Raw genomic sequence first — 17304 nt, 5'->3', positions numbered from 1 at the left:
TCCAGCCCGGCCTCGCTGACCATGGCCTTGAACTGGTCTTCGCTGATGATGCGTATGTGATTGGGTTTCTGGAAATACTCCGGCGCGGCAATGTCCTTTTGCAGCTCCTCGGAGCTGGGATGCGGCACGCTCAGCAGATACAACGCACCCGGTTTGCCAACCCGCACCAGTTCGGCAAGAAACTGCGCAGGATCGTCAACGTGTTCGATGACTTCGGTACACACCACACGCGTCGCCGTTGCGTCGGCAATCGGTAGCGGGTTGCAGTCGGTAACGTGGCATTCGATGTCCCGGGCCGGCGTGTCGCTCAGACGCTGGCGCGTGGCTTCGACCTTGGCCGCATCGATGTCGGCAAGAATGATCTTAGCTCCACGCACACCGCAGAAGTGCACGTTGCCGCCATCACCGCAACCGACATCAAGCAATGTGTCGTCGGCACTCACAGGGAATCCCGTATAGAGCTCGTGGGTTTGCTGGTTGAACCAGCCGCTGAGCTTCGCATCGTAAAGGCCGAGCATGTACGGATCGACTTTGTCGGCAACCGCAGCGACCGGTTCTGCCGCAGTTTGCGCAGGCGTTGTCGCCGAGAGTTTCTTCAAAAAGCTCAGCATGAGGTGGCTCCGGTTGAGGTAACAGCGGTTCGGGAGGTGTCGAGGCGCCTGACCAGCGCAGCACCGCGATTGCGCATCGGCACTTCGATCAAGCGATAGTTGAGTTCGCTGAGCAGCGCAATCAGGCCGAAGGCAATCAGCACCGTAAGGATGGGATGACCGGCCGGGCTCGGCAGACCGCTGCTCTGCAAGCGAAAGATCAGCTCACGCAGCAGCAGATAGGCGGGGATGTGGATCAGGTAGATGCCGTAGGAGCGGCTGCCGATCCAGGCCAGGCAGCGCTGAATGCGTCCGGCAGGCATGAGGTAGTCACGGTTGTACGAGGCGATCCAGACCAGCAGCGCACTGAGCACGGCGATCGAACCGATGCGGAAACTGGCCAAGGTAAAACGGTCGGTGGCCATGAAGCTCAACAGCGCTGCAATGACAATCAAGGCTGAAATGCCAAGCCATGGTCGGCGCAAGAACGAGGGCTGCCAGCGCTGAAAACCCGGCTGCGCACTCCACATCGCCAACAGCACGCCAAGGGCCAGCGCATCGGTGCGCACTACCATCAGCAACGGCGTGCGTACGGCCAGAATCTGCACCGCGACCAGCGCCAGCAATGCCCAGACCAGGTGTCGGCGAAACAACAGGATCAGCAACGGAAAAAGCAGGTAGAACTGCTCCTCCAGCGCCAGGCTCCAGTAAACGAAACTGCTGCCATATTCGTAGTGGAAGAAGCTGTCGGCGAAGCGGAAATTGGCGTATTGCAGTACCCCGGCCAGGGTCGCCTGAAGATTGGCGGATAACGTGCCGAACGCACCGGATCGATTGAAAAACATACAGGCCAGCAGGATCAGCGCCAGCCACAGCCAGGCTGAAGGCAGCAACCGAAAAGCCCGGCGCAGCCAGAAATGGCGTACCTGTCGCCAGCGCTCCTGGCCCGTCGTGCAGCCTTGCAACAGCGGGATCAGACTGCGGGCGATGACGAACCCGGAGATGGCGAAAAACAGGTCGACGCCCCACCACGTCTGCGCCCATTCGTGGATCCGGGCCAGCGACGGCACCGGGTCGCTGAACAGATTGTCCGGCAAATGGTGAAACAACACTCCAAGCACCGCGACCGCACGCAGGACCTCAATGTCCATAATGCGCTTGGCACTCATGCTTCTGGGGCTTCCAAAGCAGCCGCACGATGCTCGAACAACTGCGTCAGAAACCCTCGCAAACGCTGTTCCGCCACAGCCTGGCTGCAGAACGCCTGCAAGCTTTCGACTGCCTGCGCGGACATCTCGGCATAGCGCTGCGGCTGGTTTTTCGCGACGTCGTAACTGGCCCGATAGGCCTCGCACAACGAGGTCCAGTTGGTCACGTAACGCAGGGTTCGGAACGCCTTGCGCGGGTCGTGGGGCCAGGCTGTCAGCTCGTCGGTGGACTCGATGAGAAAGGCATTTTCCGTGCTCAGGTAATCGATCATCGCCGTGGTACGCGGCGCCACCGCCGGCTTGCCGCAGGACATGAACTCCATCAGCGGCAGGCACTGGCCTTCACCGTAGGAGGTATTCACCACGTAGCGGGTGGCCTGCACCAGCTGCTCGTAGTCCGGATCGGCTAGGTAGCCGTAGATCAGAACGATGCGGCAGCGGTAAGACTGGTTCTTGTACAAGTGGTGGAGGATATCGCTGAGTGCTTCTTCGGCGTCATGGTGAGTGAGCTTGAGCACCAGCGTCGCGTCTTCGACATCGCGGAAACACACACAGAACGCGCTGAGCATGTCTTCCCAGTTCTTGCGCCCGTCACCGGGATTGAACACCGAGGTGTAAACCACGCCATCAAGCACCAGCGTCTGCTCGCAGGCCGGCGCGGCGAAGTCGATGCCGTCGCCGCTGCGCAGGTGCGCCGGCCCGAATGCGTTCAGATTGAGGGTGCGGCTGTCCGCGACCAGGCCTTTGATCGTCAGGCTGTACGCGGCGGCCAGCGCTTGCTCGGGCATTTTCGCGCCACGGGCAGCAAAACGGTCCCAGACCGGCGCCGGCACCGCGACGATCGGGTATTCGGCACCCATCGCCTCGTGCACGGCGTTGACCGTATAGCTGGAGTGGGTGATCGCTGCGCCACAGGCATGCAAGACGCTACGCCAGTCGTTGCGCGGCTCTCCGGCGAAGGGCTCGTTGGGGATCGTGCTGAACTCCCACGCAAACACCGGCAGCGTCGGACAGGCCAGGTGAACGGGGGTGCGATGCGGCGGCGAGAACGATAGAAACACGCAAGGCTCGCCGCGGCTCAGGCATTCCAGATACAGCGCATCGACTTCTGTCTGCGGATCGGCCACTTCCACCACTTGGCCGATGCGTTCGAGCACCGGGCGATATTCCTTGAGCACGAAGTAATAGCTGTACTCCGAACGCCCGAGGTTCTGCGCAATGGTGTGCCGGTTGGTTTCCGAATGAATGATGATCAGCATGAGGCGTTATCCGTGACTGGCGCAGCATCGGTGGGACCTGCTGTCAGCGCAAAGAACTCCGCGAGGCGTTTGCGCACCGGCGCGAAGGCGCAGTAATGCTGCATGCGCTCGACGGCGGCGGCAGACATCCGCTGATATTCCTGCGGCTGGGCCTTGGCCATTCGATAGCTGTTTTCGTAGGCGTCTTTCAGCGAGCCCCAGTCGGGGCGGTGCCGCAGCGTGCGGTAGATGATCCGCGTGTCCTGCGGCCAGATAGTCAGCTCTTCACTGGACTTGACCACGAACGCCACCGACTCATCGATGTAGTCTTTCATCGCCGTATGGTCTGGAGCGATCACCGGTTTGCCGCTGGACATGAACTCCATCAACGGCAGGCACAACCCTTCGCAACGTGACGCGTTAACGTAGAAACTGGCCGCCTGATAAAGCCTGGCGTACTGCGCGTCGTCGAGGTAACCGTGCATCACCACGACCCGACAGGCGAACGGCGTGAGTTGCGCCAGCAGGGTCAGCAACTCGCTGTAATAGGACGCCAGATCATTCTGGGTAATCTTGAGCACCAGCGTCGCATCGGGCGTTTCGCGAAACGCCCAGCAGAATGCGCTGATCAGTCGATGCCAGTTCTTGCGGCCATCCTTGGGGTTGAACACCGAGACGTACACCACACCCTCGACCGTGGTTTCGACCACCGATGAGGTGTCCGGCAGGTCGAGTGGCGCCGGTTCGATCACCGCCACCGGCGCAGCGCCGCACACCTCAGGCCAACGCTGTTGCAGCCAGCCATGCAAAGCGTCCGGCAGCAGATCGCGAATGCCCTCCCAATACCAGTTGTGGAGAAATTTCACCCGTGGCACTGGTTCCGCCTGCTCGTGTCCCAGATCCAGTACCCACAGGCGCAGATAATGTCGAGCGATGACCAGTCGGCGTTTGAACGTCAACGGTGGCGGGCGCGCGGCTTCAATTGCTGCGGCCAGTGCGGCCTGCTCTTCAGGGCTGATTGGCGTCGGGATCAGCGCATCGGCTGACAGGCCGAGGGTGCGCGAATCGAAAATGCAGCCCTTGATTGCCAGTGCAGTGCCCGGGTTGACCGGCATGGGTTGGTGTTGCTGACGAATCGTCGCGAAGCTGTCCCACAACGGCGTCGGCAAAACCAGCACCGGGAACGCTTTGCCCATGGCGCGGCGAATGGCCGTTGCCGTGTGGCTCGACAGGGTGATGACCCGGCCGTGGCGCGCGAGCATGCGCGTCCAGTCCTGACGCGGATCGTCGTCCCACTGTTCATCGGGGATAGAATCGAACTCCCAGGCCACCACGCATATCGTCGGGCATTGGAGGTCGACCGGAGTTTTCTGCGGTGGGGTGAAGGACAGGAACACACTGTCTTCGCCAGCGGCGAGCAATTGCCGGTAAATCACATCGACGTCGGTGACAGATCCGGCCACGTGCACGCGCCCCAGGCTTTCCAGCACCGGGCGATAGGCTTTGAGGACAAAGTAATAGCTGTATTCCGGACGCCCGAGACTGGCACTGATGGAGCTGTCGTTGACGTCCGAATAGAGAATGAAATTCATGGCATCCCACGATGAAGCGCCATCCCGGCTACTTCATGCTATGACGGCCGGGCGTCGGATCGGGTCGGCAGGGCCGTTACTCGTCCGGCATCATCGGGCACGTCTTCGTTCTTGTTTTAGTGGTCAGTTTCACCCTGCGTCGCGGCGCCCTGAAAATCACCGGCCAACTCGCGACGAGGGCCATTCTAAACACATCCATCACGAGTCCGGGAACCGCCCGGCGAGAATAAATCGGACTACGCTGATGAGAACTGGCCAGTCACGATCTGCCCTGTTGAAATTGCCGAGCAATTGGCACAGATTGGCAACCAAACAACTACAACAACGGCTTCGCCTGCTGTTCCACCGGATATTTCCTCCGGTCTGACAGGGCTTTCCTCAAAGCGTGTAAGGAAAGCGGCGCAAGTCATGACCAAGGGGTCGCTGTTTGAAAAAACGTCTGTTCGTCACGGGCCTTACCGGCTTCGTGGGACAACACATTCAGTCTCGTCTGGCTTCGCCGGGATCGTCGTGGGAGCTGCTGCCTGCCGCTTCGGCCTACGACCTCACGGACGCCGACAGTCTCGTCGACCTTTGGTCTGAGATACCGGATGCGATCATTCATCTGGCCGGCCAGACCTTTGTGCCGGAAGCCTTTCGTGACCCGGCCCGCACTTTCGACACTAATCTTTTCGGCACCCTCAACCTGTTGCAGGCGCTCAAGGCGCGCGGTTTTGCCGGCACTTTCCTGTACGTCAGCTCCGGCGACGTTTACGGGCAAGTCGCCGAAGAGCATCTGCCAATCACCGAGCAACAACCGCCGCTGCCGCGCAATCCGTACGCGGTGAGCAAACTTTCAGCGGAATTTCTAAGCCTGCAATGGGGCCTGAGCGAAGGCTGGCCGGTGCTGGTCGCGCGCCCGTTCAACCACATCGGCACCGCGCAGAAAGACAGCTTCGTCATCGCCAGCGCTGCCCGGCAGATCTGCCGAGTCAAACAGGGCCTGCAAGCGCCGCAACTGCAAGTCGGCGATATCGACGTTACGCGGGATTTTCTTGATGTCGGCGATGTGATCGCAGCGTATTTCGCCCTGCTGGAAAACGGCACACCCGGGCAGGTCTACAACATCTGCTCGGGCCGCGAGCAACGTATTCGCAGCCTGATCGAGCAACTGGCCGATCTGGCCGAAGTCGACGTTGAACTGGTGCAGGATCCGGCGCGCATGCGTCGCGCCGACCAGCGCCGCGTCTGCGGCAGTCATGCAAAACTGGCCAACGCCACAGGATGGGCGCCAGCCATCACCACACAACAATCCCTGCGGGCGATCCTGTCCGACTGGGAGACGCGAGTACGACAAGAATGACAAAAAGTGCACTGATTACCGGGATCACGGGCCAGGACGGCGCCTATCTGGCCAAACTGCTGCTGGACAAGGGTTACAAGGTTCACGGCCTCGTCGCCCGGCGCAGCAGCGACTCGCGCTGGCGCTTGCGCGAAATGGGCGTCGAAGCCGATATCGTTTACCTCGACGGCGACATGGCGGATGCCTGTTCGGTGCAGCGTGCGGTAATCAAATCGGCACCGGACGAGGTCTATAACCTTGCCGCACAGAGTTTTGTCGCCGCTTCCTGGGATCAACCGGTCACCACCGGCATCGTCGATGGGCTGGGCGTGACCCACTTGCTCGAAGCGATCCGTCAGTTCAGTCCGCACACGCGTTTTTATCAGGCCTCGACCAGCGAAATGTTCGGCCTGATCCAGGCCGAGCAGCAGGACGAGAACACGCCGTTCTATCCACGCAGCCCTTACGGCGTGGCCAAGCTTTATGGCCACTGGATCACCGTCAATTACCGCGAAAGCTTCAACCTGCACGCCAGCAGCGGCATCCTCTTCAACCATGAATCACCACTGCGCGGCATCGAATTCGTTACCCGCAAGGTCACTGACGCCGCTGCGCGCATCAAGCAGGGCAAGCAGCACGAGTTGGCACTGGGCAACATCGACGCGAAACGCGATTGGGGCTTTGCCGGCGATTACGTCGAAGCCATGTGGCTGATGCTGCAGCAGGACAAACCCGACGACTTTGTGGTCGCCACGGGCGTCACCACCACGGTGCGCGAAATGTGCCGCATCGCCTTCGATCACGTCGGCCTCAACTACCGCGATTACGTGAAGATCGACCCGGCGTTCTTCCGCCCGGCCGAAGTCGAAGTGCTGCTCGGCAACCCGGCCAAGGCTCAGCGGGTGCTGGGCTGGAAACCGAAAACCGACCTGGACAGCCTGATCCGCATGATGATGGATGCGGACATGAAACGCGTCGCCAAGGAGTAGGCCATGCTGATTCCCGTGATTCTGTCCGGCGGTGCCGGCACCCGTTTGTGGCCGGTGTCCCGCGAGGGCCATCCCAAGCCGTTCATGACCCTGCCCGACGGCCAGTCGCTGCTGGGCAAGACCTACCAGCGTGCGGCGGCGCTGCTGGACGGCTGGGGCGACATCGTCACGGTGACCAATCGCGAGTACTACTTCCAAAGCAAGGATCACTATTGCGCGGCGCATGTGTCGCGCCATCGCGGGCACTTTCTGCTCGAGCCGAGCGGGCGCAACACCGCACCGGCGATCGCAGCGGCAGCACTGTCATTGCAGGCGCTGCACGGTGACGACGCAATCATGGTGGTGATGCCGGCGGATCATCTGATCGTCAATCAGGACGCTTTGAAAAGTGCGGTCGAGCACGCAGTGAATCTGGCGAAGGACGGTTATCTGGTGACCTTCGGCGTGGTCCCTACCGCGCCGGAAACCGGCTTCGGCTATATCGAGACCGGTGCGCCGCTGGATGCCAGAGGCGCGGCCAAGGTGCAGCGTTTCGTCGAGAAACCCGACCTGCAGACCGCCACGCATTACCTGGAGAGCGGCAACTTCCTGTGGAATTCGGGGATGTTCTGCTTCACCACCGCGACCCTGCTCACCGAGCTGCAACTGCACGCACCCCAGTTGTTGGAACAGACTCGCGCCTGCATGGCTGCCAGTGCCCCGGTGGAAACGGTCGGCTGCCTGCAACAGGAGCTGTCGCCGACGCTGTTTGCCGAGATCACTGACATTTCGATCGACTACGCGCTGATGGAGCGCTCGGACAAAGTCGTGGTGGTGCCCGCCGGTTTCGACTGGAGCGATATCGGTTCGTGGAGTGCGGTCGCGGCGCTGACTCCCGCCGATGCCGACAACAACCGCGCCAGCGGCGAAGCGATCTTCATCGACAGCCACAACAACTTCGTACAGAGCGAAGGTCGGCTGGTGGCGACCGTCGGTGTGGATAACCTGATCATTGTCGACACCGCCGATGCGGTGCTGGTCGCCCATGCCGACCGCGCACAAGACGTACGCCGCGTGGCCAAGCAGCTCAAGGACAAGTCCCACGAAGCCTATCGCCTGCATCGTACGGTCAGCCGTCCGTGGGGCACCTACACCGTTCTGGAGGAAGGTCCGCGTTTCAAGATCAAGCGCATCGTGGTCAAACCCGGTGCCAAGCTGTCATTGCAAATGCACCATCACCGCAACGAACACTGGGTCGTGGTCGAAGGCATGGCCAAGGTCACCAACAACGGTTCCGGCACCACCTTGGTAGCCAAGAACGAATCGACGTTCATTGCCGCCGGCCACAAGCATCGCCTGGAGAACCCCGGGGTGATCGATCTGGTGATCATTGAAGTACAGAGCGGCGAATACCTGGGCGAAGACGATATCGTTCGCTTCGAAGATCAATACGGCAGGACGGTCTGAATGCTGCTTTCCCTGTACCGCTCGCTGCACAACTACCGTGGGTTCATCCTCGGCAGCGTGCAGCGAGAGTTTCAAGCGCGTTATCGCAATTCGTTGTTCGGCGCGCTGTGGCCGATCTTCAATCCGCTGTCGATGATCATCGTTTACACGGTGATCTTTTCCCAGATCATGCGCGCGCGTTTACCGGGTGTGGACGACAGCATGGCCTACAGCGTCTACCTGTGCGCAGGTCTGCTGGCCTGGGGGCTGTTTTCCGAAATCACCCTGCGCAGCCAGAACATGTTTCTGGAAAACGCCAACCTGCTGAAGAAAATCAGCTTCCCGAGGATCTGCCTGCCAGTGATCGTGCTGATCAACGCCGGGATCAATTTCGCCATCATCATCAGCCTGTTTCTCGGTTTTCTGCTGATCACCGGGCGCTGGCCGGGGATGGCTCTGCTGGCGCTGATTCCGCTGATTGCTCTGCAAATGATGTTCTGCGCCGGGCTGGGCATGATCCTTGGGGTGCTGAACGTGTTCTTTCGCGATGTCGGTCAACTGTTCGGCATCTGCCTGCAGTTCTGGTTCTGGCTGACGCCGATCGTTTACCCGATCACGATCCTGCCGGAATGGGTGCAGCGTTTGCTGCAACTCAATCCGCTGACCAACCTGTTCAGCAGTTATCAGAACCTGTTTCTCTACGGTCAGTGGCCGGTATGGAGTTCGCTGCTGCCGGCTTTCATTGCCGGCGTGGCGTTCTGTCTGATGGGCCTGCGGCTGTTTCGCCAGCGCGTGGGCGAAATGGTGGATGAACTCTGATGGGACATATTCGCGTCACCGGCCTCGGCAAGGCCTATAAGCAATACCCAAACCGCTGGGCACGGCTGGCTGAGTGGCTGATTCCGTTTTCGCCGATCCGCCATCAACAGCACTGGGTACTGCAAGATGTCGAATTCGAGATTGCTCCGGGAGAAGCGGTAGGCATCGTTGGCGCCAATGGCGCGGGCAAAAGCACCTTGCTGAAAATGATCACCGGCACTACCCAACCCACCTGCGGCAAGATCGAACTGCAGGGACGCGTCGCTGCACTGCTGGAGCTGGGAATGGGTTTCCATCCGGACTTTACCGGTCGGCAGAACGCAATCATGGCGGGTCAGTTGCTGGGCATGCAGCTCGAAGAAATCGAAGCGCTGCTGCCCGACATCGAGCATTTCGCCGAAATCGGCGATGCCATTGACCACCCGGTCCGCACTTACTCCAGCGGCATGCAGATGCGCCTGGCGTTCAGCGTCGCAACGGCTCGGCGCCCGGACATCCTGATCGTCGACGAAGCGCTGTCGGTGGGCGATGCCTATTTCCAGCACAAGAGCTTCGAACGCATCCGCAGCTTTCGCAAATCCGGCACGACGTTATTGATCGTGTCCCATGATCGTTTCGCGATTCAGTCGATCTGCGACTCGGCGATCCTGCTCAAGGACGGGCACGTGGCCATGCGCGGCAAACCGGAGCCGGTTCTCGATTATTACAATGCGCTGATGGCCGAACGTGAGGGCCAGGTCGTGCGTCAGGAAACGCTCGCCGGCGGCGAGGTGCAAACGGTCTCCGGCACCGGCGAGGCGGCGATTCTCAGCGTACGCCTGCTCGATGAAAACCAGCGCAGCATTGACGCTGTCGAAGTCGGCCAACCGGTGGTGCTCGAAGTGCAGGTCGAGGTACGCGAGGACATCGAACGGCTGGTGCTGGGCTTCATCATCAAGGATCGCCTGGGCCAGATGATGTATGGCATCAATACTCACCGACTGAACAAGGCGCTGACCGACCTGCGCGCCGGCGAGCGCTTCACTTACCGCTTCGCCTTCGTCATGGGCCTGGGCAAAGGCAATTATTCGGTGTCGCTGAGCCTGTCGCGCCTGGACTCACATCTGGATCGCAATTTCGAGTGGCGTGACTACGGGCTGGTATTTCACGTGATCAACAACCGTCAGGAAGATTTCGTCGGCTGTGCCTGGCTGGACGCCCGGACCACCGTCACCTGTGAAACCGAGACCCGGACTGTCGAGCGCGCGCCATGACCCGCCTGTTGGTCGAATGCACCCACGTATTCAAGCACCCGATGGTCAACTCCGGGATTCAGCGCGTGGTACGCAACGTCATCAAGCAGTTGCCGGCCAGCGTGCAAGGGGTCGAATGCCTGCCAGTGGTGGTGATCAACAGTCAGCTCTATCGTGTACTGAGGCTGGCGCCGCTCGACACGCCGTTCCTGAATGCTCTGCAAACCTTCGGCGAACGCCTGGAGCGCCTGGCACATCGCTTCTGGCAGTGGCACCAGCGCCGCGATGCGCGATGCACTTCGAAACTGTCCCGAGGGCTGCTGTATGTTGCCTATCAATTCACCCAGATCGGCGTATTCGGCTTGCCGATACGGTTGATCCGGCAGATCAATCGCAGGCAGTTGCTCAAACGCTGCATACCCCTGCAGCACCAATCAGGCGATCAACTGGTGCTGCTGGATTCATCATGGCACTCGGATTTTTTCGCCCACGTCGAACAGCTCAAACGCGACGGCGTCGGTGTGATCGCGGTGGTTTACGACCTGATTCCGCTGACACATCCGCAGTTTTACGACACGCGTCTGGTCGAGGTTTTCAACGAATGGTTCGACTGGATCACTCGCACCGCTGATGGCTACATGGCGATTTCGGCCACCGTGCGCGATCAGGTACGTGGCGAATTGCAGCGCAGGATCGGCGCTGACCAGACTGACAGTCGCTGGTTTGATTTCTTCCATCTGGGTTCCGAACTCGATCTGCATCACAGCGCAGCATCGGTCGAACCACGCCTCAAGAATCTGTTCGCGGCGCCCGGAGCGGTGTTCCTGATGGTCAGCACCATCGAGCCGCGCAAGAACCATGCGTATCTGCTCGACGCCTTCGACCGCGCCTGGGCCGCCGGCTCGACGGCACGCCTGTGCATCGCCGGACGCATCGGCTGGAAATGCGACGCGCTGCTCGAGCGAATTCGCAATCATCCGGAACTGAACCGGCGCCTGTTCATGTTCAATGACCTGAGCGACACCAGCCTCGAATACGCATACGCGCAGGCCAGCGCGCTGGTCTTCCCCTCGTTCGTCGAAGGCTTCGGCCTGCCGCTGGTGGAAGCGATGCAGCGCGGGTTGCCGGCAATGGGCAGCGACATCGCGGTATTCCGCGAAATCGGCGGCGAGTTCATGGCGTATTTCGATCTGCTGGATCCACAAAGCCTTGCCGATCTGATCGATACCTATCAGCGCAGTGGGCAGTTTCCTGCCGCCCGCGACGTCGCTGACTGGCGCTGGATCGGCTGGCGTGAAGCCAGCGAGCAATTGGCTACACGCAGCCTTGACCATGTCCAGCAGGCCCCGCGCGTGCCAGCGAGGCCCCATGCGCATTGTTCTTAACGCTCGCATCCTGCAGGCACCGCGCACCGGTATCGGCCATTACGTCGCTGAACTGGTCAACGCCCTGCGTAGCGAACCCGACGTGGACGTAACCCTGTTTCATGGCTGGGGCTGGAATCCGGCCCTGCCGGACGCAGCCATGCCCGGTTATTCGCGGATGACGCCGCTGCTGCGGCAAATACCCGGAGCCTATCAGGCACGGCGCTGGCTGGAGCAGAAACGTTTTGATCAGGTGCGTACACAAAAGATTGATCTTTATCACGAGCCAAGCCTGTGGCCGCTGGCCTTCGACGGCCCGACCGTAATCACTTTGCATGACCTGACGCACCTGCATTTTCCTGACACTCAACCGCCGGCACGTTTGAGAGAGATCGAACGTCGCCTGGCCGCAGGTGTTCAGCAGGCGCGGGTAATTCTGACCGACTCGCAGGCAATCGCCGACGAGGCGCAGGCTTATTTCAGCCTGCCTGCGCAGCGATTCGTGGTGGCGCCATTGGGCGTGGCCGCGCGCTTTCGTCCTCGGCAAACCGAAGAAATCGACAGCGTGCTCAAGGCTCACGCCGTGCAGGCACGGGAATATTTCCTCTGTGTCGGCACTCTCGAGCCGCGCAAAAACCTGAGCCTGGCGCTGCGGGCCCACGCCCTGTTGCCAGATGCGGTGCGCCAGCGCTTTCCCTTGTTGATTGCGGGAATGGCAGGTTGGCAGCGCGAGCAGTTCAGCGAGCCACTGCGCCAGGCATTGGCCAGCGGCCATGTGTGCCTGCTTGGCTATCTGCCAGATGAGCAATTGGCGCAACTGCTGGCCGGCGCCCGGGCGCTGATATTTCCATCGCTGTATGAAGGCTTTGGCTTGCCGGTGCTGGAAGCCATGGCCAGTGGCACGCCGGTGGTGACGACCGGTTCTTCGGCAATGCCGGAGGTGGCCGGCGCGGCTGGCAACTATATTGAAGCGGACGATGCCGAGGGCCTGCGCGATGCGCTGAGTCGTCTCATTGACGATCCGCTGCATTGGCAGGCATGCCGCGAAGCAGGATTGCTGAGGGCTGGTTTTTTTTCCTGGCAACGTTGTGCACAGGTCACGGCCGGTGCCTACCGCCAGGCCATGGGAGGTTGAATGCGCGTTCTTCATTTCTTCAAGACTTACCTGCCCGACTCATTCGGTGGCATCGAACAAGTCGTCTTCCAACTCTGCGAAAGCGGCGTTCAGCACGGCATCGAAGCGCAGGTCCTGACCCTGAGCGCGGATCCGACACCCCGGGTAATGCAGTTGGGCCAACATGAAGTGCATCGGGCCAAACTGGATATCCAGTTCGCCTCGACCGGGTTTTCCTGGAGCGTGTTCAAGCAGTTCCGCGAACTGGCCGCCGAGGCCGACGTGATCAACTATCACTTCCCGTGGCCATTCATGGACCTGGTGCACTTCGCCAGCGCCCTGAACAAACCCAGTGTGGTCACCTATCACTCGGACATCATTCGGCAAAAACACCTGCTCAAATTGTACCGACCGCTAATGGAGCGCTTCCTGGCCAGCGCCGACCGAATCGTCGCCGCGTCGCCTAACTACCTGCATACCAGCGATGTGTTGCAGCAGTTCCAGGAAAAGACTCGCGTCATCACGTACGGCTTGAACAAGGCAGGTTATCCACAACCCGACGGTCAGCGGATGAACCGTTGGCGCCAGCAACTTGGGGATAAGTTTTTCCTCTTCGTTGGGGTGATGCGTTATTACAAGGGCTTGCATATCCTGCTTGACGCGCTCAAACAAGCGGATTACCCGACAGTCATCGTCGGCGCCGGCCCGCTGGAGCTGAAGCTGCGCGCTCAGGCCGCCGCACTTGGCTTGCGCAATATCCATTTCGTCGGACGCCTGGACGATGAAGACAAAGTCGCGTTGCTGCAATTGAGCTACGCGTTCGTCTTCCCTTCGCATTTGCGCTCCGAGGCCTTCGGTATCTCGTTGCTAGAGGGCGCGATGTACGGCAAGCCGCTGATTTCAAGCGAGATCGGCACCGGTACCAGTTTCATCAATATTCACAACGAAACCGGGCTGGTGGTGCCGCCCAGCAATCCACACGCATTCAGCGAAGCCATGCGCACGTTATGGGAAAACCCCGAGCGTGCAGCCGCCATGGGCGTCAAGGCAGAAGCGCGTTATCGGCAGTTGTTCACCGCCGATGTAATGGGCCGCAAATGGACTGAGCTGTATCAGGAATTACTGGCAGAAAAGGCGCTGTCCTACGCGTGAACATGACCCGCCTTCAGAGGCCGCGAATTGGCTCGCGTCTGCGAAGGCTGAGTACTACGCGGTCTTCTGCAAGCCGGCGACAGTGCGCGGCATCGCAACAAAACCCGGCAAGGCTTCGATCCGTGCCAGCCAGGCGCGAACGTTGACGTAGTCATCCAGCGAGACATTGCCCTCCGGCGCATGCGCGATGTAACTGTAGGCAGACACGTCAGCGATGGTCGGCTCTTCGCCCGCCAGATACGCTGTCTTGCCCAATTCCAGCTCCATCACCTTGAGCAGATTGTGCGCTCGGCCAATGACTTCCTCGGCATTCAGTTGCGCACCGAACACCGTGATCAGGCGTGCCGCCGCCGGGCCAAATGCAATCGGTCCCGCCGCAGTCGACAACCAGCGCTGCACATTCGCTGCACCCACCGGGTCGGTCGGCAGCCAGCGACCGTTGCCATACTTCTGCGCCAGATAAACCAGAATCGCGTTGGAATCGGCCAACACCACGCCGTTGTCATCAATCGCCGGCACCTGACCAAAGCTGTTGATCGCCAGGTACTGCGGCTGCTTGTGCTCACCCTTGGCGAGGTCGACGAAGATCAGCTCGGTCGGTAGTTGCAGCAGGGACAGCATCAACTCGACGCGGTGGGCGTGGCCGGAACGTGGGAAGTTGTAGAGTTTGATCGCTTGCATGGTCGACTCCGCTGAAAAGTGACGTCGCTACGGGATGAGCGCGCCGATGGAGTCATCATCTATGGGTTGCCGGAACAACAGAATAACCAGCAGCTGCAATCGATTATTTCATCTCGTGCAATAACGCCGTAGCGCTCAAGGCCGGATGCTCACGCAGCGCCTTCACGGCGAAGTCGACAAAACTGCGGATCCGCGCCGGCGCCTTGCGCCCGCCCTGATACACCACATGGATCGGCAACGGCGGCAATTCAAACTCGGCGAGGACGATTTCCAGTTCGCCCGCCGCAACCTTGTCCGCCACTTGATAGGACAGCACTCGCGTCAGGCCCAGGCCTTTACGCGCAGCGGTGATCGCCGACTGATTGGCCGTGACGGTCAGGCGCGGTTCGGTGCGCACGCTGAGGGCTTCACCGCCGTCGAGAAACGGCCAGTTGCGTTGCTGCCCGATCGCCGACGTCGCCACCACTGGCAGCGCGGCCAAGGCCTGGGGATGCTCCGGTCGGCCGTGTTCAGCCAGAAACGTCGGCGAAGCGCAAATCACCCGTCGTACTTCCCCGACGCGAATCGCATGCTGATTACTGTCCGGCAGTTCACCGATGCGCACCGCGACATCGATGCCCTCCTCGACCATGTTGACGACCCGGTCCAGCAACAGCGCGTTGATCGACACATCCGGATAACGACAAAGGTAATCGGCCATCACTGGCGTCACGAACAGATCGCCAAACAGTACCGGCGCAGTAATCGTCAACTGCCCGCGCGGCAAGGCATGGCTGCCTGCCGCCGAATCCTCGGCCTCCTGCACTTCGGCGAGAATCCGCCGGCAGTCATCGCAGTAACGCTGCCCGGCTTCGGTGAGATGCACGGTGCGCGTGGTACGCACCAGCAACTGCGTACCGATATGCTGCTCCAGCGCCGCCACCGCCCGGGTAACACTCGCCGCCGACAAACCCAGACGCCGCGAAGCCGCCGAAAAGCCTTGCTCCTGGGCGACGACAACGAAGATCTGCATTTCCTGAAAGCGGTCCATCGAATTCCTCCGGGCGGATACGACAATCGCAGCCGAGGCTGCGATTGTGGGAGAGCATAGATCAACGGTGGATAACTTATTCCACGGTGACCGATTTCGCCAGGTTGCGCGGCTGATCAACGTCGGTGCCCTTGAGCACGGCGACGTAGTACGACAACAGTTGCAACGGGATCGTATAAAGGATCGGCGAGAGAATGTCGTGGATGTGCGGCATTTGCACCACGTGGGTACCTTCGCCGTTGGTCATCGCAGCCTTCTCATCCGCGAACACGATCAACTCGCCGCCACGGGCGCGGACTTCCTGCAGGTTGGATTTGAGCTTTTCCAGCAGTTCGTTGTTCGGCGCGACGGTGACCACCGGCATGTCGTTATCCACCAGCGCCAGTGGGCCGTGCTTGAGCTCGCCAGCCGGGTAGGCTTCGGCGTGGATGTAGGAGATTTCCTTGAGTTTCAAGGCACCTTCCATCGCCACCGGGAATTGCGCGCCACGGCCGAGGAACAGGGTGTGGTTTTTCTCGGCAAACAGCTCGGCGATCTTTTCCACGGTGCTGTCCATCGCCAGCGCTTCGCCGAGACGGGTCGGCAGACGACGTAGCTCTTCGACCAGCGTGGCTTCAACGCCGTTGGCCAGAGTGCCGCGCACCTGACCCAGCGACAGGGTCAGCAGCAACAGGCCGACCAGTTGCGTGGTGAAGGCTTTGGTCGAGGCCACGCCGATTTCGCGGCCGGCCTGGGTCAGCAGGGTCAGGTCGGATTCGCGCACCAGCGAGCTGATGCCGACGTTGCAGATCGCCAGGCTGGCGAGGAAGCCCAGCTCTTTGGCATTGCGCAACGCGGCGAGGGTGTCAGCGGTTTCGCCGGATTGCGAAATGGTCACGAACAGCGTGTCTGGCTGCACCACCACTTTGCGGTAACGGAATTCGCTGGCGACTTCGACCTGGCACGGAATACCGGCCAGTTCTTCGAGCCAGTAACGCGCGACCATGCCGGCGTGATAACTGGTGCCGCAGGCGACGATCTGCACATTGCGCACTTTGGCAAACAGCTCGGCAGCTTGTGGACCGAAGGCCTCAACCAGCACTTGATTGTTGCCCAGGCGACCTTCGAGGGTGCGTTGTACCACGGCCGGTTGTTCGTGGATTTCCTTGAGCATGTAGTGGCGGAACTCGCCCTTGTCGGCGGCTTCGGCACCGTCGGTGTACTGCACGGTCTGGCGCTCGACAGCGTTGCCGTTTACGTCCCAGATCTGCACGCTGTCGCGACGGATTTCAGCGATATCGCCTTCTTCCAGGTACATGAAGCGGTCCGTGACCTGACGCAGGGCCAACTGGTCGGAGGCGAGGAAGTTTTCGCCCAGACCGAGGCCGATCACCAATGGACTGCCACTGCGCGCGGCAACCAGACGATCCGGTTGCCGGGCATTGATCACCGCCAGACCATAGGCGCCGTGCAGTTCCTTGACGGTCGCTTTGAGCGCGGCAGTCAGGTCCGGTTGTTCCTTGAGCTTGTGGGTCAGCAGGTGGGCGATGACTTCGGTGTCGGTGTCCGA

Annotated in this window: 15 protein-coding genes; 8 read left to right on the top strand and 7 right to left on the bottom strand. The window is 60.7% G+C overall.

The annotated features are described in order from the left end of the window. From D6877_RS16415 to D6877_RS16400, 4 genes are all read right to left on the bottom strand, one after another. Positions 1-611: class I SAM-dependent methyltransferase (locus tag D6877_RS16415; RefSeq protein ID WP_130911490.1), on the bottom strand; the 611-nt coding region annotated here is incomplete at its 3' end. After that, positions 605-1759, bottom strand: a complete 1155-nt coding sequence (locus D6877_RS16410; RefSeq protein WP_130911461.1) for an acyltransferase — start codon at positions 1757-1759, stop codon at positions 605-607. The genes D6877_RS16415 and D6877_RS16410, both read right to left, overlap by 7 nt. Beyond that, positions 1756-3057 carry a glycosyltransferase gene (locus D6877_RS16405; protein ID WP_130911460.1) on the bottom strand — a complete coding sequence of 434 codons (1302 nt, stop codon included), beginning with the start codon at positions 3055-3057 and terminating at the stop codon, positions 1756-1758. The genes D6877_RS16410 and D6877_RS16405 overlap by 4 nt, the downstream gene beginning before the upstream one ends. Next, entirely contained in the window at positions 3051-4628 is a 1578-nt protein-coding gene (locus D6877_RS16400) for a glycosyltransferase (protein WP_130911459.1), read from the bottom strand. The genes D6877_RS16405 and D6877_RS16400 overlap by 7 nt, the downstream gene beginning before the upstream one ends. A 427-nt stretch (positions 4629-5055) precedes the next feature. Here D6877_RS16400 and D6877_RS16395 point away from each other — a divergent pair, with 427 nt between their 5' ends. Genes D6877_RS16395 through D6877_RS16360 form a run of 8 tightly spaced genes read left to right on the top strand, consistent with a single transcriptional unit; the run spans position 5056 to position 14044 of the window. Continuing rightward, positions 5056-5970 carry a GDP-mannose 4,6-dehydratase gene (locus D6877_RS16395; protein WP_130911458.1) on the top strand — a complete coding sequence of 305 codons (915 nt, stop codon included), beginning with the start codon at positions 5056-5058 and terminating at the stop codon, positions 5968-5970. Beyond that, on the top strand, positions 5967-6938 hold the full coding sequence (gene gmd, locus D6877_RS16390) for a GDP-mannose 4,6-dehydratase (RefSeq protein WP_041476547.1): 972 nt from the start codon (positions 5967-5969) through the stop codon (positions 6936-6938). The genes D6877_RS16395 and gmd overlap by 4 nt, the downstream gene beginning before the upstream one ends. Positions 6939-6941: 3 nt before the next feature. Beyond that, positions 6942-8384 (top strand): mannose-1-phosphate guanylyltransferase/mannose-6-phosphate isomerase, encoded by a 1443-nt coding sequence (locus D6877_RS16385; RefSeq protein WP_130911457.1) that lies wholly within the window; start codon positions 6942-6944, stop codon positions 8382-8384. Then, the gene (locus tag D6877_RS16380) at positions 8385-9182 is read left to right on the top strand and encodes an ABC transporter permease (RefSeq protein ID WP_130911456.1); all 798 of its coding nucleotides are present in this window, start codon (positions 8385-8387) and stop codon (positions 9180-9182) included. After that, a complete protein-coding gene (locus D6877_RS16375) occupies positions 9182-10435 on the top strand; it encodes an ABC transporter ATP-binding protein (RefSeq protein WP_130911455.1) in 1254 nt (417 codons plus the stop codon). The genes D6877_RS16380 and D6877_RS16375 overlap by 1 nt, the downstream gene beginning before the upstream one ends. Then, positions 10432-11799 (top strand): glycosyltransferase family 1 protein, encoded by a 1368-nt coding sequence (locus D6877_RS16370; RefSeq protein ID WP_130911454.1) that lies wholly within the window; start codon positions 10432-10434, stop codon positions 11797-11799. The genes D6877_RS16375 and D6877_RS16370 overlap by 4 nt, the downstream gene beginning before the upstream one ends. Then, positions 11783-12913, top strand: coding sequence for a glycosyltransferase family 1 protein (locus D6877_RS16365; protein ID WP_130911453.1), 1131 nt, complete (start codon positions 11783-11785; stop codon positions 12911-12913). Before D6877_RS16370 ends, D6877_RS16365 begins: the two co-directional genes overlap by 17 nt. Next, complete coding sequence (locus tag D6877_RS16360; protein ID WP_130911452.1) at positions 12914-14044, top strand: glycosyltransferase family 4 protein; 1131 nt, start codon at positions 12914-12916, stop codon at positions 14042-14044. It abuts the gene before it with no gap. 54 nt (positions 14045-14098) lie between these two features. Here D6877_RS16360 and D6877_RS16355 read toward each other — a convergent pair whose 3' ends face one another. From D6877_RS16355 to glmS, 3 genes are all read right to left on the bottom strand, one after another. Then, positions 14099-14725, bottom strand: coding sequence for a glutathione S-transferase (locus D6877_RS16355; protein ID WP_130911451.1), 627 nt, complete (start codon positions 14723-14725; stop codon positions 14099-14101). 103 nt (positions 14726-14828) lie between these two features. Continuing rightward, the gene (locus tag D6877_RS16350) at positions 14829-15755 is read right to left on the bottom strand and encodes a LysR family transcriptional regulator (RefSeq protein WP_130911450.1); all 927 of its coding nucleotides are present in this window, start codon (positions 15753-15755) and stop codon (positions 14829-14831) included. Between the two features lie 76 nt (positions 15756-15831). Continuing rightward, positions 15832-17304, bottom strand: a 1473-nt coding sequence (gene glmS, locus D6877_RS16345) for a glutamine--fructose-6-phosphate transaminase (isomerizing) (protein ID WP_130911489.1), incomplete at its 5' end; no start/stop codon positions are given.

The sequence above is a fragment of the Pseudomonas sp. Sample_9 genome (assembly GCF_004307535.1).
Classification (GTDB): Bacteria; Pseudomonadota; Gammaproteobacteria; order Pseudomonadales; family Pseudomonadaceae; genus Aquipseudomonas; species Aquipseudomonas mercuritolerans.
The sequence above is the reverse complement of the archived record's forward strand: the minus strand, read 5'-3'. Positions and strand labels throughout refer to the sequence as shown.